18 protein-coding genes are annotated in these 24,234 nt (G+C 64.7%); 13 read left to right on the top strand and 5 right to left on the bottom strand.

Going from position 1 to position 24,234, the window contains the following annotated elements:
* The first annotated feature begins 33 nt into the window (after nt 1–33).
* Nucleotides 34–714, top strand: a complete 681-nt coding sequence (locus M9921_09515; protein ID MCO5297081.1) for a PEP-CTERM sorting domain-containing protein — start codon at nt 34–36, stop codon at nt 712–714.
* A gap of 146 nt (nt 715–860) precedes the next feature.
* Here M9921_09515 and M9921_09510 read toward each other — a convergent pair whose 3' ends face one another.
* Nucleotides 861–2,723 carry a DUF5050 domain-containing protein gene (locus M9921_09510; GenBank protein MCO5297080.1) on the bottom strand — a complete coding sequence of 621 codons (1,863 nt, stop codon included), beginning with the start codon at nt 2,721–2,723 and terminating at the stop codon, nt 861–863.
* 286 nt (nt 2,724–3,009) lie between these two features.
* On the opposite strand from M9921_09510, the gene M9921_09505 reads away from it, so the two are divergent.
* The 8 genes from M9921_09505 to M9921_09470 all read left to right on the top strand — a co-directional run bounded on the left by M9921_09505 (nt 3,010) and on the right by M9921_09470 (nt 13,683).
* A complete protein-coding gene (locus tag M9921_09505; GenBank protein MCO5297079.1) occupies nt 3,010–3,888 on the top strand; it encodes a hypothetical protein in 879 nt (292 codons plus the stop codon).
* 208 nt (nt 3,889–4,096) lie between these two features.
* Nucleotides 4,097–6,319 (top strand): 2-oxoacid:acceptor oxidoreductase family protein, encoded by a 2,223-nt coding sequence (locus tag M9921_09500; GenBank protein MCO5297078.1) that lies wholly within the window; start codon nt 4,097–4,099, stop codon nt 6,317–6,319.
* Between the two features lies 1 nt (nt 6,320).
* Nucleotides 6,321–7,493: a hypothetical protein gene (locus M9921_09495; protein MCO5297077.1), complete on the top strand. Its 1,173-nt coding sequence runs from the start codon at nt 6,321–6,323 to the stop codon at nt 7,491–7,493.
* Nucleotides 7,445–8,398 (top strand): thiamine pyrophosphate-dependent enzyme, encoded by a 954-nt coding sequence (locus M9921_09490; GenBank protein MCO5297076.1) that lies wholly within the window; start codon nt 7,445–7,447, stop codon nt 8,396–8,398. Before M9921_09495 ends, M9921_09490 begins: the two co-directional genes overlap by 49 nt.
* A 22-nt stretch (nt 8,399–8,420) precedes the next feature.
* The gene (locus M9921_09485; protein ID MCO5297075.1) at nt 8,421–10,307 is read left to right on the top strand and encodes a Xaa-Pro dipeptidyl-peptidase; all 1,887 of its coding nucleotides are present in this window, start codon (nt 8,421–8,423) and stop codon (nt 10,305–10,307) included.
* A 2-nt stretch (nt 10,308–10,309) separates the two neighbouring features.
* Nucleotides 10,310–11,338, top strand: a complete 1,029-nt coding sequence (locus tag M9921_09480; GenBank protein ID MCO5297074.1) for a Gfo/Idh/MocA family oxidoreductase — start codon at nt 10,310–10,312, stop codon at nt 11,336–11,338.
* 7 nt (nt 11,339–11,345) lie between these two features.
* Nucleotides 11,346–12,338 (top strand): substrate-binding domain-containing protein, encoded by a 993-nt coding sequence (locus M9921_09475; protein MCO5297073.1) that lies wholly within the window; start codon nt 11,346–11,348, stop codon nt 12,336–12,338.
* Nucleotides 12,339–12,618: 280 nt separating this feature from the next.
* Nucleotides 12,619–13,683 (top strand): TlpA family protein disulfide reductase, encoded by a 1,065-nt coding sequence (locus M9921_09470; protein ID MCO5297072.1) that lies wholly within the window; start codon nt 12,619–12,621, stop codon nt 13,681–13,683.
* A gap of 88 nt (nt 13,684–13,771) precedes the next feature.
* Here M9921_09470 and M9921_09465 read toward each other — a convergent pair whose 3' ends face one another.
* Both M9921_09465 and M9921_09460 read right to left on the bottom strand, forming a co-directional pair.
* A complete protein-coding gene (locus M9921_09465; protein MCO5297071.1) occupies nt 13,772–14,272 on the bottom strand; it encodes a hypothetical protein in 501 nt (166 codons plus the stop codon).
* A 45-nt stretch (nt 14,273–14,317) separates the two neighbouring features.
* On the bottom strand, nt 14,318–15,097 hold the full coding sequence (locus M9921_09460; protein ID MCO5297070.1) for a nitroreductase family protein: 780 nt from the start codon (nt 15,095–15,097) through the stop codon (nt 14,318–14,320).
* A 127-nt stretch (nt 15,098–15,224) separates the two neighbouring features.
* On the opposite strand from M9921_09460, the gene M9921_09455 reads away from it, so the two are divergent.
* A complete protein-coding gene (locus tag M9921_09455; protein ID MCO5297069.1) occupies nt 15,225–15,725 on the top strand; it encodes a hypothetical protein in 501 nt (166 codons plus the stop codon).
* Nucleotides 15,726–15,744: 19 nt separating this feature from the next.
* Here M9921_09455 and M9921_09450 read toward each other — a convergent pair whose 3' ends face one another.
* Entirely contained in the window at nt 15,745–18,585 is a 2,841-nt protein-coding gene (locus M9921_09450) for a hypothetical protein (GenBank protein ID MCO5297068.1), read from the bottom strand.
* The gene (locus M9921_09445) at nt 18,582–21,473 is read right to left on the bottom strand and encodes a hypothetical protein (GenBank protein MCO5297067.1); all 2,892 of its coding nucleotides are present in this window, start codon (nt 21,471–21,473) and stop codon (nt 18,582–18,584) included. The genes M9921_09450 and M9921_09445 overlap by 4 nt, the downstream gene beginning before the upstream one ends.
* 104 nt (nt 21,474–21,577) lie before the next feature.
* Between M9921_09445 and M9921_09440 the strand changes: the two genes are divergently transcribed.
* From M9921_09440 to M9921_09430, 3 genes are all read left to right on the top strand, one after another.
* Entirely contained in the window at nt 21,578–22,141 is a 564-nt protein-coding gene (locus tag M9921_09440) for a hypothetical protein (GenBank protein MCO5297066.1), read from the top strand.
* Nucleotides 22,142–23,344, top strand: a complete 1,203-nt coding sequence (locus M9921_09435) for a M48 family metalloprotease (GenBank protein MCO5297065.1) — start codon at nt 22,142–22,144, stop codon at nt 23,342–23,344.
* A 93-nt stretch (nt 23,345–23,437) separates the two neighbouring features.
* The gene (locus M9921_09430; GenBank protein MCO5297064.1) at nt 23,438–24,166 is read left to right on the top strand and encodes a DNRLRE domain-containing protein; all 729 of its coding nucleotides are present in this window, start codon (nt 23,438–23,440) and stop codon (nt 24,164–24,166) included.
* The last annotated feature ends 68 nt before the right edge of the window (nt 24,167–24,234 follow it).

Below are 24,234 nucleotides of genomic sequence, written 5' to 3'. Positions count from 1 at the left end.
GTATGTCGCCTTATTCGGGCGAGAGGAGGAAGGATGCATTTTCGGAGAGTTTTTGGTGTTGCCGCGCTGGGGAGCGCGTTGGCAGGGTCGGCATTCGGGTCGGTCCAGTTCTTCAACTCGGATGTCCCTGCGGACAATGCGACGACGCGAGCGTCGTGGTTGAGCGCAGCGGGCGTCGGCGCCCCGGCGTTTCTTGAGGATTTTGAGTCGAGTGCGTTGTTGAACGTCAACGTCTCGGGAGTGTCGGGCCTGCTTGCGGGGAGTCTGACCATCACGGACACGTCGACGGAGGGAGAGGCGTTCGTGCGCAATTCGAGCAGCTACTTTGGAGGCTCCAATCCGGTGGGTTCCCAAGCGCTGGCGCACAACGAGCGGCAGTATCTGCAGTTGGATTTCGGAGCCGGCGGCGTGGACTACGTGGGTGGGCTGGACATTGACCACGGCGTCACGACCGTCATCGTCACCTATGTGGGAGGCGGCACGTCCACCCATTCCTTAGAGGGGACTGGATCCTCGGGCGATACGGCCGAATTCTGGGGCTTCTTCCGCAACGACATGCCCCGCATCACCCGCATCGAGATGGACGCCTCGGGAGATGGCGAGTGGGGCGTCGACAACCTCGAGTTCGGCGCGGCGCCCGTACCCGAACCCGCCACGATCGCCCTGGTCGGCATGGCGTTGGCCGCCGCCGCGCGCCGTCGGGCAAAGCGTTAAGCCCAGGTGGGGGGCGCCGGCTCAGTCGCAGAACTGGAGTGAAGGCGCCTCCCCATGCTCACGGGTGCTCTTGGGGTGCTCATGGGGTGCCACGCCCGCTGGACGGGCGTGAGTTCACCTGGCACCTGAGCGCTACACCCCCACCCTTAGCGTCGTCGCTTGGCTCGCGGGTTGCCGCCTGAAGAGGCGCCGGCACCGCCCGGCGCCGTCGCCGAGGAGCCCGTCCAGCGCAATCCCAGGTTCACGTTGGCGGCGAGCTTCAGCGCGGTCCGTCCCGTCCCGTTGGAGTTGACCCGGTACACGCCGGTGTCCGCCACATCCAGCCCGAGGACCACGAACGCGAGTTGCGAGCCGGTTTGGCTGAAGGCCGAACCGTACTCGTCGTCCGCCGAGTTGGTGACCTGGGTCGCGTTCGACCCGTCCGCATTCATCGTCCAGATGTCGAACTGGGCGCCCGCCCGGTCGGTGGAGAAGGCGATCTTCGCGCCGTCCTTCGACCACTGCGGGAACCAGTCTTCGTTGCTGTTGTTGGTGATCCGCTGCTTGTTCGAGCCGTCCAGGTTCATCGTCCAGATCTCTCCGAAACCCGACACGTTGTCGAGCTTCGTGTAGACGATCTTCGTTCCATCGGGGCTGATGTCGGCCTCTTCGCCGTCGTCCAGCCGCGTTTGGCCCGTGCCGTCGGCGTTGATGCTGTACACCCCGAACTCGGCTTCGGCAACCGACCCGGTGAACACGATCTTCGTTCCGTTCGGCGTGAACCGCACCGTGCCGAAGAACCGGAAGTTGGTCGCCGAGAGCTGCGTCGCGCCTCCGAGCGCGACCGTGCTGTTCTTGTAGAGCCGCCAAACCGGATCGGTTGCGAGCGGGTCGGACGTATAGCCGAACGCATACTGCGACGCGCGCGGGTTGGGCCCGATCGCGTCGAAGTTCGTGCTGTAGCTTGCGACGAGCGCATCGCCGCTGCCGTCGGGGTTGATGCGTCGCAGCTCCGAGGTGTCCACCCCGCTCAGCGTGTAGTAGATCGTGTCGCCGGGAAGGGAGTTCACGGTGACGCTGGCCGAGCCGGATGCGGTGGGATCGGCCACGCTCGTCGCGATGACGGTGAACGTGCCGAGGCTGCTGGGAGCGGTGTAGAGCCCCGTGCCGCTGATCGTTCCGCCCGGAGCGCCCTGCTGGATGGTCCAGGTGACCGACTGGTTCGCCGAACCGGTGACCGTGGCCGAGAACTGCTGGGTCTGGCCCTGGTTCAGGGTCACGGAACCGGGCGAGACAGAAACACTGACGCCCGAAGTCACGGTCACGGACGCGGCGGGGCTCGTGTGCCCGTCCACGCTGGCCGTCACGGTGGGCGTCCCGGCGGCGAGACCCTCCGCCTTGCCCCCGTCCGTGGTGCCGGTCAGGAATCGGATCTTGTCGGGTCCGGTGACCACGGCCCACACGGCGGCGCCGGGACCGACGGCGACGACGTTGTTCGAGCTGTCGCGCGCGGTGAAGGTCAGGTCCTTCTTCTCGCCGACGGCGATCGACTGTCCCGCGCCGACCGTGACCGAGGCGACGGTACCGTTCGTGGTGATCGTGCCGGAGAGGGTGCCGTTGGCCTGGATCGTCATCGTTGCGGACGCGGTGCCGACGACGGCTCCTGTGCCGTTGGCGCCGGCATAGAACGTGACGGTGACAACGTGCGTGCCAACCGCCGCTTGGCCAGGCGTCTGGAAGTTCTGCGTGTGCGCCGCGGGATTGGTGTCCCGGTTGCCGGTGTAGGAGAAGTCGCCCGAGGGCACGCCGGCGCCGGTGATCACGATGCGGAACGACTGGGCCGAACCGGGGCCGCTGATGTCTCGGCTGCGCTCGCCCCAGTTCACCGCGAAGCTGACCTGCTGCGTGCCGCCGCCTCCGCCTCCGCCACCGCCTCCTCCTCCTCCGCCGCCGCACGAGGCCAGCGTCAGGACAAGCGCGGCCAAGGTGGCCAAGTGCGCTAGAAGGCGGATGAGAAAGGGACGGCTCATGGTGCGATCATACATGGGTGGGACTTCTCCGATGGTGAGGCAGCGATCCTCTTAACTTCTTGGACGCCTGGACCTGTTGAAATTATCGGCTACTCGGAAAAACTCCCTCATGCAGGAGGCTGTCCAAGTTCCAAAGTCCACCGGTAGGTTTGCGAGCTCGGCCTCCATTTGCCCGTTCCCACACCCCAACCAAGTAGGTGCCACGCCCGTTTGTCGGGCGTGCGGCTCGCGTGGAAATCCTGCGGAAGATCCTCTTTGGCGTGTTCGTGGAGGGCCACAATGGGCGATGCGCATTCAATCGCCCGCGGTGGTGGTCAACGATGGCTCTCGGGAGGGTGCGGATCGTCTGGACGAGGTCGTCGCGGCCCTCGCCGATCACGGCATCGAGCCCGCGTTTGCGGAATCGTGCGAAGGGGCTGATCTCCCCGCCACCCTCAAGCGCGCTTCCCAGGCGCATCCCGATTGCCTGATCGCTTGCGGGGGCGACGGCACGATCGCCGCAGGCGCGGAGGAAGCGATGCGGCTCGGATTGCCGCTCGGTGTGGTGGCTCTCGGAACGGGGAACTCCTTCGCCCGAAAGGTCGGTCTCTCCCCAGGGGTGGAATCGGGGGTTTCGGCCGTGGCGTCCGGCGAGGTGATCTCCGTCGACGTGGGTCGGGCCGGGGAGGTGCTTTTCCTCGATCTGTTCAGCGTCGGAGCCTCGGCGGAGGTCGTTCGCCACGTCACCCCTGAGTTGAAACGCAAGTGGGGCCGGCTCGCCTACCTGGTTGCCGGAGCGGAGGCGCTTTCCGACCTGGAGTCGTTTCGTTTGAAGGTCGTGGCGGAGGGGGAGACGATCGAGGTGGAGAGCCTGTTCGTCGCGTGCGGCCCCGGTCCCACGCACGGCGGCGTCGCTCGTCTCCACCCCGACGCGGAGAGGAATGACGGACGGCTCTACGGCTACGCCTTGGATGCCGAATCCAAAGGGGTGTTGGCACAACTGGTCGCGGGCCTCGCCGTGGGGGACCCGGGCTCGATGCCGGGCATCCACGCGTTTTCGGGCACGCACATCGAAGTGTCCACCACCCCGAGCCTGCCAACGAATTTAGACGGGGAAACCCGCGATCCGACGCCAACGGTGCTTCGTGTGGAGGCGGGCGCACTCAAGGTGTTCGCACCCGGGTAAGCCCATCCGATTCCCGATTCCCGATTCCCGATTCCCGATTCCCGATTCCCGATTCCCGATTCCCGTCCCTACACCTTTCTTTGTCCAACTTTTCAGCCTCAGGCACTTCGCTCAAACCAATGGTAGCCTGACATTGGCGCCGGTGCCGGTCTGGCAGCGCCGAGGACCTCAACGTGGAGCGTCGCAAATCAGGCGGGTGGTGCAACCCGTGATCGAGATCGTGATCTTCGGGCGCGGGGGTCAGGGTGGGGTCACCTTGGCCAAGCTGATCGCCAACACCTACTTCCTCCAAGGCAAGTTCGTCCAGGCGTTCGGAGTGTATGCGGCCGAGCGGTCGGGAGCACCTCTCAACGCCTTCGTGCGGATCGACGACCGGGAGATCACCAACCGCAACCAGATCTACGAGCCGGACCACGTGATCGTGCTCGACCGTTCGCTGGTCGGCGAGCGGATCGTGGCCGGGCTGAAACCCGGCGGCTGGATCCTCTTCAACAGCCCGGAGCCGCCCGAACATTGGGCGCAACAGTTTCCCGGCTACCGTATCGCAACGGTGGACGCCACCAAGATCGCCGTAGCGAACGAGCTGGGCACGCAGGCCACCCCGATCGTGAACACCACGCTCCTGGGCGCCGTGGCCCGCATGTTCGAAACCTCGTTCGCCTCGGCCGAGGCCGCCATGGAGGACTTCCGGTTCGACGGACCCAACGTGGTGGCGGCAAGGACCGCCTACGAATCCGTCGAAATGGGCGGCGAGGTGGACGCGGAGGTGCGCCGCGTCGCCCCCCCGGGCGCACCCCCGTACGCGACCAGCCTCCTGGACCCTTCCGTGGGCGGGCCTCCCGCCATCGGAACCGGGGCGTGGGCGACCCAGCGTCCGCTCCGACGCGAGTGGACCCCGCCTTGCAACGACGGCTGTCCCGCGGGCAACGACATCCGCGGATTCCTCGCGGCGGTGAAGGACCAGGAGTTTGACCGAGCCCTGGCCATCCTCCACCAGACGACGCCGTTCCCCGCGATCTGTGGACGCGTATGCCCCGGGCCGTGCCTGGAGGCGTGCCACCGCCGGCATCTGGACGAGTCGGTCAACATCCGCGAGCTGGAACGCTACGTCGGCGATCACGCGACCGCCGAACCCGTGCGCGAGGCGGAGCGCCCGGAGTCCGTGGCCGTCGTCGGGTCGGGTCCGGCGGGACTGAGCGCGTCGTACCACCTGGCCAAGCTCGGCTACCGCGTGACGCTCGTCGAGGCGGACGAGGAGCTGGGCGGCGTGATGCGCACAGGCATCCCGGCCTACCGTCTGCCGCGCGAGGTGCTGGACCGGGAGATCGCGTTCATCTTGCGGCACGGGGTGAACGCGGAAACGGGCAGCAAAGTGGACCGCGAACGCCTGCTCGCGCTGAGCCGGACGCACGACGCGGTGTTCGTCGCGACGGGCCTCCAGGAGGCCCGCAACCTCAACCTGGGCGTCGAGGATCCTGAGCACATCAGCCAAGGCATCGTGTTCCTGGACGACGCGCGAAGAGGGACGGTGCGCACGGAGGGCGAGCGGGTGGCCGTGATCGGCGGCGGCAACACGGCGATGGATGCGGCGCGCACGGCGCTGCGGCTCGGGGCGCGCGAGGTGCGCGTGATCTACCGGCGCACCCGGGCTGAGATGCCGGCGATCCGCGAAGAGATCGACGAGGCCGTCGAAGAGGGCGTGCAGCTTCTTGAGCTGGCAGCTCCGGTGCGGCTCGATCGGACCGACTCCGGGGTGACCGTGACGTGCCTCAAGATGACGTTGGGCGAGCCCGACGAGAGCGGTCGACGGAGTCCCGTCCCCGACTCGGGCCCCAACGCCGAGTTCACGCTCCCGTGCGACCGGGTGATCCTGGCGCTGGGACAACTGGGCGACCACTCGATCTTCCCGGAGGGCTCGGAGATCTCGGGCCAGTCCGTGCGCCTGGGCCTCGCGGGGGCCCCGATTTTCGCCGGCGGCGACTTGGCCACCAACGACGGCACCGTGGCGGCCGCGATCGCCAGCGGGCGCAAGGCCACGTTGCACATCCACCGGACCCTGAGCGGCGAAGACCTGTTCCCGGCGGAGAAGTTGCCGGTCATTCCCGAAGACGAGATGCGCTTTGCCCGCTTCGAGCAGGTTCCGCAACACCGGGGCCAGGAGCTGGGGGTTGCCGAGCGGCTTCAAGAGGGGTTCGTCGAGGTGCGGCGGGGACTCGTCGATTCGCCGGACCACGGAGAGGCGCTCGCCGAGGCCGCTCGGTGTCTGAGCTGCGGCGGGTGCAATTTCTGCAATATCTGCCGCGACTTCTGTCCCGAAGGCGTGCTGGTGCGCACCGACGGGGCCTACGCGTTCGACTACGACTACTGCAAGGGCTGCGGACTGTGCTCGTCCGAGTGCCCGCGCGGCGTGATCTTCATGGAGCAGGTGTAGGATGGCTCGAAAGCTCGTGACCGGGAACCACGCGGCAGGCTATGCGCTTGCAACGGCGGGGGAGGCGAACCGCGAGGGGCGCGGTTGCGTTGCAGGGGCGTACCCCATCACGCCCCAAACCGAGGTCGTGGAGTACCTGCGGGGCGTGCGCTTCACCAAGGGGCGCGTGATCGCCGTCGAGTCCGAGCACAGCGTGATGGCGGTGTGCATCGGCGCCTCGCTCGCGGGCGCGCGCACGTTCACGGCTAGCTCCTCGAACGGCTTGGCGTACATGACGGAGAACGTGTTCAACGCGGGCTACTACCGGCTTCCCGTGGTGCTGATCGCTGTGAACCGGACGCTCGGGCCTCCGTGGAACATCTGGGCGGACCAGGGCGACAGTTTGGCGTTGCGCGACGCGGCTTGGCTTCAGTTCTACTGCGAGTCCCACCAGGAGATCGTGGACACGACGCTCATGGCGTTCCGCATCGCGGAAGACCGGCGCGTGCTGCTGCCCGTGATCGTGGGCTACGACGGGTTCATCCTCTCCCACACGGCGTCGGGTGTGGAACTGCCCGAGCAGGAGCAGGTGGACCGGTACCTGCCGCTGCTCGACCTGCCGCACGCGATCGACCACGGGCACCCCGCGGCGGTGGGCGGTTTGGCGTGGCCGTTCCAAACCGCGGCGCACCGAGCCGAGCTGCAGGAGGCGATGGAGCGCGTCCCCGAGGTGCTGGAGGAGGCGCGCGCCGAGTTTCGCGACGTGTTTGGGCGGCTTCCGGACGGTGCCGTCGAGACGTTTGCCACCGAGGACGCCGAGACCGTATTGGTGGCTTCGAGCTCGCTGGCCAGCACCACGCGGGATGTGGTTCGGCAACGGCGCGAACGCGGCGAAAAGGTCGGGATGGTGAAGATCAAGCAGTTTCGCCCGTTCCCACGCGAGGCGGTCCGCAACGCGTTGAAGGGGGTGGCGAAGGTGGGCGTGATCGACCGCAACCACTCGCCGGGCTCGGGCGGCATTTTCTGGCAGGAGACCGCAGCCAGCCTTCAGGGCGTGCCCGGCGTGATGCTCCAGGACTACCTGGTCGGGATCACCGGGATCGACGCGACGGAAGCGGTGGTGCACGAAGTGGTGGACGACCTCCAATGCCGCGACACGCCCACCGACCCGATCTGGAAGGGGGTGGCGGCGTGAGCGCGAGCGGGCTGGGCGACCACCTGCACGTCGACACGTGCGAGTTCATCCTGCGCTCGGGCAACACCAACTGCGCGGGCTGCGGCATGTCCTTGGCGCTGCAGCTGCTGCAGCGCGGGATGGGCGATGAGCCGCTCACCCTTTGCATTCCCGCCTGCTGCGGCATCGTGACCGCGGGGGCGTTTCCCACCTCTGCGTACGGGGTGCCGGTGATCGCCACGACGTTCGCCTCGGCGGCGGCCGTTGCGAGCGGCGTGAGCACCGTGGCGCAACTCAACGGCGACCCGGGCCACACGGCGGTGTGGGCGGGCGACGGCGGCACGTACGACATCGGCATGGCCACCCTCTCCGCCGCGGCCGAGCGGAACGAGGACGTGCTCTACTTCTGCTACGACAACGAGGTCTACGGCAACACGGGCGGCCAGCGAAGCGGCGCGACGCCCGAGGGTGCGGTGACGAGCACGACGCCCGGCGGCAAGCTGCGTCCGAAGAAGGACGTCGCGGCCATCCTCGCCGCGCACAAGGTGCCGTATGTCGCCACGCTTTCCGCAGCGCACCAGGAGGATTTCCTTCGGAAGCTGGAGACGGCGAAGGGTATTCGCGGGTTCCGCTTCCTCCTGATCCACTCGCCGTGCCCCGTGGGGTGGAAGTCCGATCCGGCGGACTCGGTCGAGCTGTTGCGCCTGGCGGTGTCGAGCGGCTTGTTCCCGCTTTACGAGGTGTTCGACGGCGAGCGGTACCGCCTCAACGCGGGGCCCGACGGCACCTCGGTCGAGGAGTACTTCAAGCGCCAGGGCCGGTTCCGGAAGGGAACGGTGGACGTCGCGCACGTGGAGAGGGCCATCGCGGACCGCTGGGCGCGGCTCGAGCTTCTCGAGGCGATGTGCCCCGCCGACGTCGAGTGAGCCAAGCGTTATAATCCGGTCCATGCGCCCACTCAAGTTGTCGCTTGGCCGTATTGCCCTGATCGGCAGTCTGCTGACTGTCGCCGCCCTTGCCATCGCCCAAAGCGCGAAGCCGGTGTTCGAGGACGGGCAGTCGCAGGTCGTGCCCGCCTTTTCGAACGCGGCCGAGTGGATCCGCGAGCGGCTCTGGGTGGAGACGGAGTTCGATTCCGACCTGGACGGCAAACGCGACCGCATGCACGTGGACGTGACGCGGCCGAGGCAGACGGAAACCGAGGGGTTGAAGGTGCCGGTGATCTACGAGTCCTCGCCCTACTTTGCAGGGACGACGTCCGGCCAAGCGATCCTCTGGGACGTGCGCCAAGAGGTGGATTCCGATCCGCCCCCGCGCACGACGCACCCCGACATCCCCTTTGATGCGACCCGCACGAGTATCTCCAACTCTCAGGTGCGCACCTGGGTACCGCGCGGGTTTGCGGTCGTGCACTCGGAGGCGCCGGGCACCGGCCTCTCGCAGGGGTGCCCCACAATCGGGGGCGCGCCGGAGCGGTTGGCGCCGAAAGCGGTGATCGACTGGCTGAACGGCCGCGCCAAGGGGTTCACGACTCCCGACGGGCAGAAGGAGGTCAAGGCCACCTGGTGCACGGGCAAGGTCGGCATGACGGGCACGTCGTACAACGGCACGATTCCCGTTGCCGCGGCCACCACCGGCGTGGACGGGCTCGAGGCGATCATTCCCATCGCTCCCAACACGTCGTACTACCACTACTACCGATCCAACGGCCTCGTGCGGAGCCCCGGAGGGTATTTGGGCGAGGACGTCGACTCGCTCTACGACTTCATCAACAGCGGCGACCCGGCCCGTCGCGCTCGCGCGAACGAGCTGTACCGGGACGGGGCATTTGTGAAGGGTCGGGCGCGAAACACAGGCGATTACAACGCGTTCTGGGCCGATCGCGACCTGCTTCGTTTCGTCGGCAACATCAAGTGCGCGGTGTTGATGTCGCACGCGTTCAACGTCTGGAACGTCGTGCCGGAACACAGTGTGCGGATCAGCGAGGCGCTCAAGGGCAAGGTACCGCTGGTGCAGTATTTCCACCAAGGCGGGCACGGCGGCGGGCCACCCCTGGAGCTGATGAACAAGTGGTTCACGCGCTTCCTCTACGGGGTGAAGAACGGCGTGGAGGACGGTCCCAAGGCGTACATCGTGCGCGAGGCGCCTCCGGGAGCCCCGGGCGGGCGAAGGGGCCCCCAGCAGGCGGCCACCCCTTACGCGGACTACCCGAATCCCGAGGCCTCTCCGGTCACCTTCGCGCCCTCCTCGGGCGGGAACAAGGTGGGCGGGCTGACAGTGGATTCGACGCCCGGCCAAGGTCGCGAGGTGCTCGTCGACGACGTGGCGTTCAACGCGCCGTCGCTCGCACTCGCGGCGGAGTCGCCGAACCGCTTGATCTACGCTACGCCCGAACTTGTCGCGCCGGTGCACATCTCGGGCACCGTGCGTGTGACGATCCGGCTCGCCTCGAGCAAGTCGGCGGCGAACCTGTCGGTGTACCTCGTGCAACTGCCATGGACCGAGGGGCCGATCGGCACGTCGAACCTCATCACGCGCGGGTGGGCGGATCCGCAGAACGCGAAGTCGCTCGTGAGCGGTGGCGACTACCACTCGATGGAGCCCGGCACGCCTCTTCAACCCGGCGAGTTCGTGACGCTCACCTTCGATCTGGAGCCGGACGACCAGATCGTTCCCGCGGGCAAGCGGATCGCGCTGATGATCCTCTCCAGCGACCGCGACTTCACGGTGTGGCCGGCGCCTGGGACGCGACTCACGTTGGACCTCGATGCCACGCGCGTCCGAATCCCGGTGGTGGGCGGCAGGACGGCGTTCGAGAAAGCGCTGGGGCGATAGGCGTGCGTCGCGCGCTTCTGGTCGGAGCGGGCGGCATGGGCCGGGCTTGGGCGAAGAACCTCGCCGCGCATCCGGACGTGGAGCTGGCCGGTTGGGTGGACGTTCGCCCCGGGGCCGCCGAGGACGCCGCGCGCGAGCTGGAATTGGAGGTCGCGCACTGCGGCAGCGGCTTCGAAGTGGCGATCCCGATCGTCGCACCCGAGTTTGTGGTGGACGTGACGCCCCCCGAGGTGCACCGCGACATCACGGTGGCTGCGCTGGGCCACGGGCTCCCGGTGTTGGGCGAGAAGCCGATGGCTGCGAGCATGGAGCAGGCGCGGGCGATGGTGGCGGCGGCCGACCGTGCGGGAAAGCTCTACATGGTGAGCCAAAGCCGCCGCTACATCGCGGAGCAGACCGCGTTTCGCCGGGCGATTCAGGACCAACTCGGCCCGCTCGGCGTCCTCAACGCCGACTTCTTCATCGGCGCGCACTTCGGGGGCTTTCGCGACGCGATGGCGAGTCCACTGGTGCTCGACATGGCCATCCACACGTTCGACCAGGCGCGGTTCCTCTCGGGGCGGGACCCGATCAGCGTCTACGCCGAGGAGTTCAACCCGTCGTGGAGCTGGTATCGGGGAGACGCGTGCGCGACGGCGCTTTTCGAGATGGAGGGCGGGCTGCGGTTCACGTACCGCGGAAGCTGGTGCGCCGAGGGGCTGCACACGAGTTGGGACGGTGACTGGCGCGCGGTCGGCCCCAACGGGTCGGCGAAGTGGGAGGGGGGCTCGGTGCCGGTGGTTCAGACCGTGAAGAATGTGGGCGGATTCCACAGCGACATGGAGGAGTCTTCGCCGGACGTGGTTCCGCAAAAGGGCGGCATCGAGGGTTCGTTGGAGGAGTTTCTCGCGGCCCTTGGCGGCGGACCCGTTCCCAACGGGGAGTGCCACGACAACATCAAGAGCCTGGCGATGGTGTTCGCGGCCATCCGGTCTTCGCAGGAGGGCCGTCGCGTGCCCATCGGGGAAGTGCTGCAGCCGGCCGGGGCATAATCCAGCCATGAAGCGGTTGAAGACTCTGGCTTGCGTTGTCGCCACGCTCCTGTTGGTGGGTTGCCAGTCCGGCACGGGAGGCACGGCTTCCAATGCGGGAGCCGGGGCACCGAAGGACGGCAAGAAGTTCAAGATCGGCGTGTCGTTTCCCGCCGCCGACCACGGTTGGACCGCGGGGCTCGGCTACTGGGCGCGGCGCGCGGTGAAGGACTATCCCGACGTGGACTGGATCGTCGAGGACGCCAAGGGCCCCGACGAGCAGATCAACGACTTGCAGAACATGCAGGCCGAGGGCGTGGACGCGGTCGTGGTGGTGACCACCGAGGCCGTTCCGGTCACTCCGATCGCGAAGAAGCTGCGCGAGGCGGGCATCCTGATCGTCAACGTGAGCGGCAACTTCGCCGAGCCGGTCGCCGACGTGTTCATCGAGGGCGACAACAAGGCGTTCGGGCGGCGGTCGGCCGAGTACATGGTTCAGAAGCTGGGCGGGAAGGGCAAGATCGCGATCCTCGAGGGCATTCCGATCTCGGTGAACACGGACCGCGTCGAGGCGGCGCTGGCGGTGTTCAAGCAGTACCCGGGCATCCAGATCGTCGCGCGCGACACGGGCATGTGGAATCGCGAGGTCGCGCAGAAGGTGACGGAGAACATGCTCGTGAACAACCCCCAGATCGACGCGGTGTGGGCGGCGGACGACGACATGGCGCTGGGGGTCGAGATCGCGCTGAAGGCCGCGGGCCGGGACAAGAACATCTGGATTCTGGGCGGCGGGGGCATGAAGGACATCGTGAAGCGCGTGATGGACGGCGATCCGCTGTATCCCGGAGACATCACGTATCCGCCGTCGATGATCGGGTTCGGGATTCAGACGACCGTAGCGATGCTGCGTGCGGGGAAGGAGAACGCGCGGCCGTACACGCCGCGGCACATCGTGCTGGACCTCGACCTCATCACGCCGGAGAACGCGAAGGAGTATTACTTCCCGGACTCGGTGTACTAGAAAGAGATCCACCGCAAGTTTCCTGCGAAACAAGCATTTATACGGTTGCCAATGGTCGCGGCCGCGATCATGCGTCGTCGCCGAAAGTAGCGGGGCCTTGGCCTGGGCTGCGACACCCCTCGCATTTTGACGTGAGGGGTGTTTTGTTGTTTTTGGGCACCGCTTCAACGACCGAAGCTCGGTCGTCGCCCAACACCTTGGTCGCAACCAAGCTCGGCATCCCGGACTCGGTGTACCACGTCGCTTGCGGTCCTAGGAGGCTGGTTTGGTAGATTAGGCCATGCGCGCGTTCTTTCATTCGATTTCTTGGGTTGCCATCCTGATGGTTGCCTCGGTGCTGGCTCATGCCGAGGGCGTCGGTGTGGGTTCGCCTGCGCCGGCCCTTGCGGTCAAGACGTGGTACAAGGGCAAGCCGGTCAAGCAGTTCGATCCCAAGAAGACCTATGTGGTCGAGTTTTGGGCGACGTGGTGCGGACCTTGTCGTGAGAGCATCCCGCATCTCACCGAACTCGCCAAGCAGTACCGGGACGTCACGTTCCTAGGCCTCAGCATCTGGGAGGAGGACAATGGCACCAACGTCAAGGCGTTCGTGGACAAGATGGGCGCGCAGATGGACTATCACGTGGGCTATGCCGGAAACAAGGACGGGATGGCAGCCACTTGGATGGATGCCGCGGACCAGCGCGGAATCCCGACCGCCTTCGTGATCGACGGTGGCAAAGTGGCGTGGATCGGCCATCCGATGGAGCTTGAAGAGCCGCTGAAACAGCTCAAGGCCGGGACGTTCGACATCGAGGCGTCGAAGGCTCGATTTGAGAAGCAGGCGGCGGAGGCGCGATTCGCCGCTCTAACCGAGAAGCTGATCGCGGACATCCGCACGGATCTTCAGGCCGGCCACCTCGACGCGGCGAAGGCCAAGTGCACCGACTTCGAGAAGCAGTACCCCGGGGAAGTGGGCCGTCTCGCCGGGGTGAAGCTGCAGATCCTCCTCAAGGAAGACCCCACGGCCGCGGACGCGAAGTTGGTGGAGATGGCGGCGTCCAAGGACGAGGCCACCACCCAGACCCTGATCATGCTCGCGATGGATCAGCTGAGCCCCGCGGGCGACAAGGTCCTTGGCGATCGAATCATGGGCCTGATGGTCGATAGCGCAGGCAAAGGCGATGTGATCCGCTACTACTTTGGCGCCATCTATGCGATGCAGCGCGGAGACAAGAAGCACGCTTTCGATCGGGCGGAGCGCGGCCTCGCCGAGTTGCCGAACAGCGAGCAGAAGGACAACGCCGATCTGAAGCAGGCCCTCGAGGACCTCAAGAAGGAAGCATCCAAGGGTTCGGGGGTCTAGGGCTCTTCGAGCGCGCGTAGAGAGCGAAGAGTTGCTCGTACGCATCTGCCCGTGGCGAGCGTGAGGACCACAACGCGGGCCTGCGTAGCTAGCGCAACCAGCCAAGCACCTGAACGAATCCGATCCCCGCGAGAATGACGATGAGCGCCAAAAAGAGGCAGCAGGCACCCGACTCCACTGTTCGTTGCCGCGGCTGGTAGATGGAATCGGAGGGCGGCTCGGTCCCGTAGGTCTTGCGAAAGCGGTCCTTCTGTGCCTCGACGCGTTCGCGAACCATGGGCTCGAAGGAGGAGGCGGCCACGCCACGCAGCCGCAATCGTTTGAGTACGATCCGAGGGTCGTGTTGGCAGGAGTGAAGGAAGGCTGCGAAGGCCTCCTCCGCGTGCTCGCCGGGCTCGGGAACGAGGAACCAGTACTGGCCAGCCGAGGCGGGGTATCCAAGGCTCCAGTAGAGGTCGCCGAGCTTCTTTCGTAGGGCCAAATCCTCTGGATACGAGCCGACGAGGCCGTGGAGCCGGTCTCGGGCCACGCCAAGCCGCCCCTGACGGATCTCCTCATCGATGCGGGCGAGGGTGGTTTCCTTCGACATGGCGACGTTTACCCGTATCGGGGTTCTCCTGGCCACCCCGGAGCGCTAGGGCAGGAACCCCTTCTCCTTCAGGACCTGCAGGATGTCCTTCGAGCACTCGGCGAAGAACTCGGGGTCGTACTTGATTTCGCTGGTGTAGAACTGGGCGAGGGTGGTGATTCCCCGCTCCTTCGCCATGGCTTCGAGCTCGGGGTAGGCCATGTAGCGTTCCCATCCCCGAACCTCGCGTTCGGCGTACACCTCGTCGATCTCCTCGGGGGTCGGCATCCGGTAGGTCTCGTCGTGCAGGAACGCTTGGAGCGGGAGGCGGTCCCGCTTGGGCGGGTCTTCGTCCGGGTAGCCGACCACGATCGTCGTGACGGGGATGCAGGTCTCCGGAAGGCCGAGCGCTTCGCCGATTTCGCGAAGTTTGAAGAGCGTCGTGCCCATGTAACAGATGCCCAGCCCCTCGTCTTGGAATCCCAGGCACACGCTTTGGGCGAGGATCATCGCGTCGTACGCCCCGACGTGGTACCCGAGGAGGTTGTTGAAATTGTCCCGCGCGCCGCGCAGGCGCAGCCATTCGCGGGTCCGCCACCAGTCGGCGCAGAACGTCATCACGAGCGGGGCCTGGAGGATCATCTCTTGCTCGGAGTGAAGCTCGAACAGGCGGCGTTTCCGCTCGGGGTCTCGGGTGAGGACGATCGAGACCGAGTTGAGATTCCCCGAGGAGGACGTCCCGATGATGGCTTCGTGACAGACCTTTTCGATCAGGGCGGGGTCGATGGGGTCCGGCTTGTACCGGCGGATCGAGCGGTGCGAGGTCAGCAGAGGGGAGAGGTCCACGTAGGGATTCTACTGGGCGTCGCCTGATCCGGGGTACGGCGCGATGGGCGATGAGGTGTTGCACAATGACTACGAGATGATGCTCGCGATTCCCTCGTTGTTCGCACTGTGTTGCCAACCTGTCCGAATGGCCATCCCGGACGATGCTAGACGATCGATCGAAGTTGAAGAGTGCCTCGTCCAATTCAGCGGGTTCGTGCAGAAGGGGACCAACTACCATGTCGTTCTCGACTCAAGCGCGGTGCCCCGGTCTCTCAAGATCTTCTCGAGCCGACGCAGGGACCTCGTGGGCTCGATCGAGGAGTGTGCTTGGCAAGTCGTGGGAAATCGAGTCCACGTGAAGATGGACTTGACAAGGCGTGCAGCATCGAAGTTGGCAACGGAAGGGGTCCCGCCCAAGGTGCTGCAGGCTTGCTTCAAGGAGGTGCTCAAACTTGACCCGAGTACGACCACGTGGGATTTTGAATACTCCGGCCTGGGAGCACTCCCAATCGACTCCAAGGTAGACGGCAAAGACGTGCGATGCCACTGCGTTTGGATTCAGAGTTGGCCTGTAAGGATTGGATGGGATGCGAACGTTGGCCTAGGCGAGGATGGCCGCGTTCTCTTTGTCAACCGAGGGATGTGACGCACGCGTCCGTCCGGTCTCAGTTGCCGTTTTCCCAGGGGGTGCGACCCACCTCAATCAGGTCCTCCAGTTCCCGCAACCCGCTCAGGAATTCGCCGGGCGTGACGCGAACCGGGGGACGCCGGTTGTTGGCCGGACGGCTGCCTGCGGCCATCGAGCGCTTCGATGCCTCCAGCGGATAGAGGGGTCCCTCCGGTGCCGTGGGCGCAGATGATGTTGCCTTGTGGTACGCCAGCCACAGACCCGACTTGTCGCTGATGCTCCCGTACGCGGGGCTGATGGTGTAGGACTGCGCCGACCCAGGGGACAAGCCGATCAGAGCGAGCAAAGCCTCCTCGATTTGCTTCTTGGACACGACACCGCTTGGCGCGAGGCTGGCGATGCCAGACCATGCTTGAATGCATCGGGGGTCGATCTTGAGCGCCTCCTCATAACTCGCAAGCGCCTCTTTGTCTTGTCCCGTTCGAGACTCGAACTGGGCACAGGCCACGAGGATTCCCAGATCCCGTGGATGGTCCCCTTTCAGGCTCTCAAGCAAAGAGCGTGCTTGGCGCCGATCGGTCTCGTTCTGAAGAATCCGTACGTTGGGCAACGCGATGGCTCCCGCTTGGTGGCCGGGGAGGATCTCAAGCGACTTCATGGACGCGGCGACCGCTTCTCGATGGTTGCCAAGGCTCTCCAAGGCCTGGGCGTATTGAGCTTGAACCGAGCCCTGAGCCGGAGAGAGGTTCAAGGACTGACGGTAGTGGTCGGCGGCTTGGGAGTAGAGTCCGACCCGCCACTCTCGATCGCCCTGATCGGCAAGACGTGCCGCCTCGACCCTTTGGCGATAGGCCTCTGCGCCCGCGTGATCCCCCTCTGCATCGAGGATGGCTGCGAAGATCTCCAGTTCCTGATGATGCGAAGTGACGCCCGAGGGATTGAGGGCCATCGCTGCGCGAACGCTCGCCTCTGCTTCCTTGAGCCTCCCAACCCTCAGCAGGAGGTCCCCCTTCCACACGAGGGAGCGGGCGTCCAGAGGGTTTGCAGCGACGCGCTGCTCGTAGAAGGACAGGGCGGCCTCGCCCTCCAATTCGTTGAGCAATGCGCAGGCTGCGTCGCTCCTGGGCTCGAATGGGATCAGGGAGTGCAGGATGCGCACGGCCAGAGGTGTGCGGCCGGTCTTTCCAAAGGCCCAGGCGGCATAGAACCCCAAGGGCTCGGTCTGGCCCCCGATGCTTGGGTAATAGTAGGTGCCCGAACGGTAATCGACAAGGTCGAAGAGATCGTTCGCTCCCCAACTCGGATACTCGTCGAGCAGCGTCAGGATCTCGGCAGGTCTGTCTGCTTTGTAGTACAAGTGAGCCAGTTGGACTCCCCTGTCTGGATACGCGTTGAGCAAACGTCCCTGACCTTCCGCGCTGAGATTGACGTTCTGAGTGTCCTGAGCCGCCGATAGGACGGCCTCCTGAGCGTCGGAGACCCTACCCTGAGACAGGTAGGCGCCGAAAAGGTCGAGGCGATTCACGTCGGTGCCCATCGACTTTGCCGCCTCGGCGACGAAGTCCAACGCTTCCCGATCCCCCACCACGGCTGCCAGGCGAAGGAGGGTGTCCGCATATTGCCTGGCGTTCAGACGTACGCACTCTTTGTACGCAGCGACGGCCGCCTTCGAACGGCCTTGTGCGAGGTCGAGAGTTGCCCTTTGGGCGAGGCAGAGCGCTCGGGATTCGGGTGCCAGATCGGGGTTGGAGATCCAGCGGTCCAAGCGTTGCGCGACCTCCTCGGATCGGCCAAGCGATCGGCCCAGAGCCGAGTAGAGCGACCAAAGCGCGTCAAAGGGCTTGCGATCGAGGAGCGTCGCAACCAGGTCGAAGAGCGTCTGTTCGTCCCAACCGCCGTTCACGTAGGTGGCGAGGTCGCCGCTCCACCCTCCGGCGATGCCAAGCACCCGTTCCGCCTGCTCCATCTGGCCCCTCTTGGCCAATCCGAGGGCATAGATCAAGCCCGCGGCTCCGGAAGTTCCATACTGAGTGAACGCGTCCTCGCCGAATCGACCCACCAGCGCGGCCACGTAAGGAAAATCGGCCAGGCCCCTGGCCAAATACCATTGAGGCATCTTCTGAGTGGAAAGCGTGGCGACGACGACGGCCATCGCAAGGTCCTGCGTTGCGGTTCCTTGGAACTGCGTGAACGGAGTCCCGGACCCCTCGAAAATCTTGTGGAGCATCGATTCGGCCCTCTCCTTTCCGAACTGCCGAACCAGGTCTGGAATTCCGTCCCCGCCCCAGAATGCGTCCCCGCCAGCCAACCGAACATAGACCTCCTCAAGGAGAGCGAGGTCTCCAGTTCGTAAGGCGATGGGTCGCTCGGCCTTTGAAATGGGGCTCTCGGGGGAAAAGGCGTCTTCCTTCTTCGAGTCCCCGTTCGGGCTGCGCATGCCCTCCAGGGAACGCAACACATCAGCGTCCTTTCCGAGAAGGTCGTCGAAGAGAAGGATCACCCGGTTCCGCTCTGCGTCGGCGGGTTGCTTGGCCAGGTCCGCCCGGATCAACGGCCAGGCCGCGGGCGCAGGGAGAGGCGGCATCATGATCTCCGCCCATTGGTATCCATTCGGATGGGATGGCATCGTCGAAGTGTCGGTTTCCCATCGCTTCAACAGGGCCAACCACTCGGCAGCGGCTTGCTCGGGCGACAGCGCATCCAACCGGGCGGACAGAGCCCGCGACGCGGCTCGAACGCCCTCAAGGGGACCCGATTCCGTCGACCGCGGAGGGTTCGCTGCGAGTCTATGCGTCACCTCGTCTGCTCCGAGCAGCCCTTGTGGGTTGGTGCGGTCTTGGAACCCTGCGACGATCAGGAGCAAGGGAATCAACATCATTCGAACGGGTACCGGGTGGGATGGAAGAGCTGAGCGATTTGGCCGATGTCCGACTGTTGGAAGAACGAGCCGGGAAGACGACCACGGGTATCGAGACTGTCAAATACGGGGAAGATCGTCTGCCCAGGATAAGGCTCCGCGCCGTGAAGTGCGAAGAGCGGGCCGTGGTCCTGTTCGGGCAATGTCCCGAGCTTCGTTTGGATCGCTTGGTAGGCCGATCCCAGATCGCTCACTGCGTCGAGATCAACCCACCTATCCCATGCGCGGTTCGAAATTGCATTCAGCTCGATCAACTTGAAGACGGCCTGTTGCGCCTCGGTGGGGCTCGGGAGCCCCTTGCTCGCCAACGATGCCAGCGACGCCCATGCGCCGACATGCGTTGGGTCCAGATCGGTCACCTTTCTCATGTCGGAGACCGCCTCCTTCGTGTCGCCCAGATTCATGTCGAGCAGACCCAGGGCGTAGTGGACAGAGGCGCTTTCGGGACTCTCAAGGAGGCGTCTGGAAAGGATCACCTTTGCCATCTCGCGCACCCTCGCGTTCCTGAATAGGACTCCCACTTCTGAAGGAGCTTCTGGACCGTTGCCAAGACACTCGGACACGTTTTCCAGCGCCATCCTGTAGTGCTCCATGGCGCGTTCCGGCAGACATTGGGCGACGAAGACCTCGGCCAACCGGGCTTGGAGGATGGCATCCTCTGGCCAGAGTTCCACCGCTTGCTCAAGCGCTTGACGAGCTTGGGGGAGCAGTTTGACCGCTTCGAGTTCCGCAGCCCGAGCCGCCAAACCGAGGGCGGTCGCTCGATGCTCGCCCTCTTCAGCCCCGACCGGATCGCCCTTCTTCCTTCGGATCTGGCCGAGGAGTTCGTAGAGCTTCGTTCTGTAGGAGCTTGTGGCGACGGGGTCGATCGCCACAGCCTTTCGCAAACACGCCTCGGCCTCGTCGGTGTTGCCAAGGCCAAACAGAAGATCACCCTTCCACAGCAAGGGCATCGCGGCGCAGGGATCGGCCTGAATGACGTCGTTGTAGATTCCAAGCAGGGAATCGCCGCCGATTTTGTTGAGAAGCGCGTAACAATGGTAGAGCTGGCTGTCGCGCAGCAGCAAGTTGCGGAGGATGGAGAGGGCCACCACCGGCTGTCCGGTTTCGCTGAGCGCCCAAGCCGCGTAGAACCCCAGGGGCTGGCTAACTTCGCTCTCGGCGTCGCTGTAGTCTCTGCTGGATCCGTTGTCGAGTTCCGAGAGATCCTTCCCAGGCCAGTCCGGGTAATTCCGAAGAAGCGCGAGGACGTCGATGGGGCGCTTGGCAAGATAGTAGATCGTGCAGAGTCCCTTCGCGTGGTACCAGTCATTCCCCTCTCGTTTCAGCAGCGAGTTCAACTCGAGCTGTTCCAACAGCACCCACTTCCCTTGCTGGGAGAGCGCCCGGAAGAGCGATCCACCTGGCCAAATGGGGTTCCCTGTTGCCGCCAAGTCATGCTGGATCCCGTCTTCGATGAGTCCCTCGTCACGGGCAGCGAGTCCGATTCCGAGGATCATGGAGTCCGGGTCGTAGTCGGAACGCGTTCGGTCGAGGCTACCAAGCATCTCCCTGTCGCGGGCAAGCGCCGGAAGGTCGCCCTGTCTCGCGTCCAAGCCATAGAGAGACTGGAGCAGCCGAAGCCTCAGCTTCGGAGCGACCCCTGGATCGGCGACTACGGAACGAAGCCGCGTTGCCGCCTTGTCGGTGTGGCCGGAAGCGACGGCCGCACTCTCGTACAGGTCCCACAGATCCTTCGACGGAACCCGCTCCTGCAACTTGGCGACGAACGCATCGAGGTCCTTCGCTGCTCCCCAATCCTCCGGATCGATCCGGGGCGCCTCGTTGCAATCCTGAATCAATCGGGCGGCTTCCTCCAGCTTGCCGGTCAGGGCGAGATCCCGAAAGTAGATCTTCTGGGCGGAGGATCCTAGATTCCGTGGGTCGAGGAGGCTTGCGTATCCGTAGTGGTCGATGAGCTGGCGCACATAGGATGAATCGCTCCAATCGTCGGCCAAGTCGAAGATCGCCCGGGGAAGGTCTTCCAAATGGTCCAGGACGGTCTGTCTGGCAACTCTCCGATTCTGTCGATTGCGGAAGGGTACCCAGTGCTTGGCTTGCTGAACCGCATGAAGCATCACCTGCTGGAGCTGGCCCGGAGGCAACAGGTCCGCAAGGTTTGGCAGCTCTTGAACAGCGTCAAAGTCTCCGAGCATTCTCTCGATCAGCCGTGGATCGCCAAACCTTCCGAGCCGGCGCGCGGCGGCCATCCGGATCCTCGTCGTCCCAAGAGGGGGAAAGACTTCGCGCTTCTCGGGGCCGAGGAGGCGGTCGTACTCGTCGCAGAGCTTCAGCACCTCTTCGTCGTCGCCCACAAGCCGCGCGCACAACATGAGCAGCGCGGTCCGATCCAACGAGGGCGGCCTCTTGGCCACGAGGGCGCGAATGTCGAGCCAGACCTGGGGAGTGGGAAGAGTGATGAGAACATTGAGCAGGGTCCCGACGGGTTGCGGCGGCATACCTGCCATAGCACCGTTGAAACTGCGATGCGGAAGCGCGATCGCCTCGTCGACCAGTGCCAACCACTCGGTCGCCAAGGCCGAGGACGCGGTGTTGCGGCGATCTGCGAGAGATCGTGCGTGCTCGGCGAGCGCCTTCTCCGCGCGCTCGATCTTGGCCTCGGGATCGTTCTCCGAGATTCGTCGAATAACAGTACGGGCGTCAAGGAGCTCTTGCTGCTGTCCGAAAGAGGAGGTCACGAGAGCTGGTGCAAGAAGGACCGCAACGACGAGATGCCTCGCGAACGTCAGATTCGGCGATGTGGAGCACCAAGAGTCGATGCGCGCGTTCGGTGATCGATCCCAACGCATGCTCCCAGTGTACGACTCAAGTCGTCTTCGTGGGGCCGCAACCTCTCGGGCGTGCCGCTGCCCTCTGTTCGGGTGTTAGGCAAGTAACGTATCCTGTCATCAGAATGTTCACTTTTCTTCCAGCGATCCTTGCCCTTTCGGTGGCGTCCGCCGCGCAAGACGTGGCGACCAACTGGGAGGTGTTTGCATTAGGTCGCATGAGGTCGGAGGACCTGGTTGCCGGGTATCCCGTACACTTCCACAACGGCGCTTGGTCGAAGTTCGAGCTGGCGGTCGCCGCCCACGCGACCACCCGCCATTTGCGGGAGGTGGTGTCTGAGCGAGAGAAGTTGTTGCGCGACGCCAATCCCGGTCCTGATCGAGATGGGGTCGTCAAGATGATACAGGCCAGCAGTGGTTGGCGCTATCTCTTCGCCGATCTTCGCAGATTGACCGTCATGCGGCGTTACGAACTCGAGGCCATGGAGATCAATGTGGACGCCCTCTTGACCTCTCAGAGCGAATACGTTCGGCGTTATCTTGTGCTCACCGCGCAAGCAAACGGACCGTTCGTCGATGTACCCAACGACCACTGGGCTTCTGAGGCCGTGGAGGAGTTGCGGTTGGCTGGCATACTCGTGGGCAATCCCGACCTGAGCTTCCAAGGCGGTCTCCCTGAGTTGAACTAAGTGGAACTCGCGTACTTTGCTCTGGGATTCGTCTTGCTTTGGCAGACCAGTCTGTCGGTTTACGCGCGTCGCCCACGTTCCTCGAGTGCTGAGGAGTATGCGTGGCCGAGCTTCGCATCGCTCGCGGAGCTGCACTCTCGAATCGCCCGGCAGATCGTGGGCTGTTGGGTGGGGCTCTCGATACTGTTCGTCGTCGGCCTGTTCGGCATGGCTTACCGTTGGAAGCCGTGGATGTTGTGGACAGATGGGAGGTTGGCCTTTGCGGTGGCCGGTTTGCTGCCCGCGGTCCCGATGCTCCTCTACCTCGCCGGCAATCTGTTCATCCAGTTTCGTTGGGAGCGAGCGTTCGGCAAGCGTTACCCTCGGTTTGTGCATTGTGTGCCGTCGTTCGGCAGCCGGCTGGTGGGCGTGGGTGTCCTGGTGCTTGTAGGGGCGATCGTGGGACTCACGGCGCCCCTTTTGCCGAGGTCGATCGAATTCCTTCTCCGCTTGGCGATCGTGTTGCTCATCGCCCAGATCGCGCTCCTGTTGGCGAGACGCCTTGTGATCGTGTGGGCGCGCTCGACCCGGGTGCGACTGCCGGAGGATTCGTCCTGGCACGAGGTCGTACGCAGTGCGGCCGATGCGAGCGGCGTCGAGGTGGGGCGGACCTACGTGCTCCGATCGCTGGTGGCCAATGCCATCGCCGCGCCGACTGGAGACGTGATCACGACAACGGCTCTGCTCGAGCTGCTGGAACCCGAAGAGGTGAAGGCGGTGCTCGCCCACGAGTTCTCACATCGCATCGACAAGGACGCGAAGAAGACGACGGGGGTGTACTTCGTGCTTTCGATCGCGGTCCTCGTCCTGCTGGTGGTGCTTGTGGGCCATCCAGCCGAGGCTTATCGTGACGCGTCGGGGATCTTCTGGTTCCCGATTGTCCTGTGGTCCGGCCTTCCGATCGCGGCCTGGGCCGCCCGCATCCTGTACTCGATCGGGTCTCGTGCCCGGGAGTTCAAGTCGGACCGGTTTGCCGCCGAGAGGGTTTCCGCCGAATCGCTCGCGACCGGTCTGCTCAAGCTGCACGCGTTCCTGAACCAGCCCCTCGAGTGGTCTCCTCTGATGGCTTTTACGCTCACACACCCGTCGGTGGGCCGGCGGGTGCAGGCGATGGGGGTCGACTTGGACCAGGCGTTGGCCTCGGCCGGACTTTCAAGAGTGTAGGAAGGGGCGAGGAAGTGGCATCGAGCCTCGGGATCGTCGGACCGGCAGTATTGCCAGTTTTGCCACGTTGTGTGCTCTGCAGAAGTCGGTTCTGTGGAGAGTTTGTTACACTCATGGATAGGTTTTTTGGCAATTAAGGGAGAAATCAATATGAAGCAATTTTTTGTCCGTTTGGCTCTGGTGGGTGCGCTGTCGGCGTTCATGGTCGGAAGCGCTTTTGCGCAGGTGACGCTCGGTGCGATCGGGGACGCTGACGCCATTGCGGGCGGCGCCTCAGGCAACGATTATAGCGATGACAATTTCGGCGGTCGGCCTTGGATCGCTGAGAACTGGGATGGCGCGACCGACGTGATCGCGCACATCCAGTTCGATGTCTCCAGCTTTGCAAGCGGCACGGTAACTGGCGCAACTCTGCGGCTCTTTCAGGACTTCAACGGTGTATCTGGGATCACTTACAACGTGTTTCAAGTTCTTGATCCCTGGGCCGAAGGAACGCTGACCTACGCGACTCGCCCAAGCCTCGCCGCCACGCCTTCCGCGAGTCTGACGACAAGCTCGAGTGCGACCGGTTGGAAGGAGTGGGACGTGACGTCGCTCGTCCAGTCTTGGGTCGATGGTGGCGCCACCAATTACGGCATGGCGATCATTCGCGATCCCAACACCTCGCCTTGGCCCTACTTCCGATCCAAGGAGAACACATCTGGCAACAACCCGGAACTCGTGGTGACTGCGAGTCCCGTTCCCGAGCCGGCAACGATGGGTCTCGCTGCGTTGGCCCTGGTCTCGGCGGCCCGTCGTCGACGGAAGGGCAAGAGCTCCTGAGTCTATCCCTGTAGGGACTTAGGATCGACGGCATCTGCATGGGTGGGGTTCCTCTGACCCCGCCCATG

The organism is Fimbriimonadaceae bacterium (assembly GCA_023957775.1).
In the GTDB taxonomy this organism is placed as follows: domain Bacteria; phylum Armatimonadota; class Fimbriimonadia; order Fimbriimonadales; family Fimbriimonadaceae; genus JAMLGR01.
This window is presented reverse-complemented; position numbering and strand designations above follow the sequence as displayed.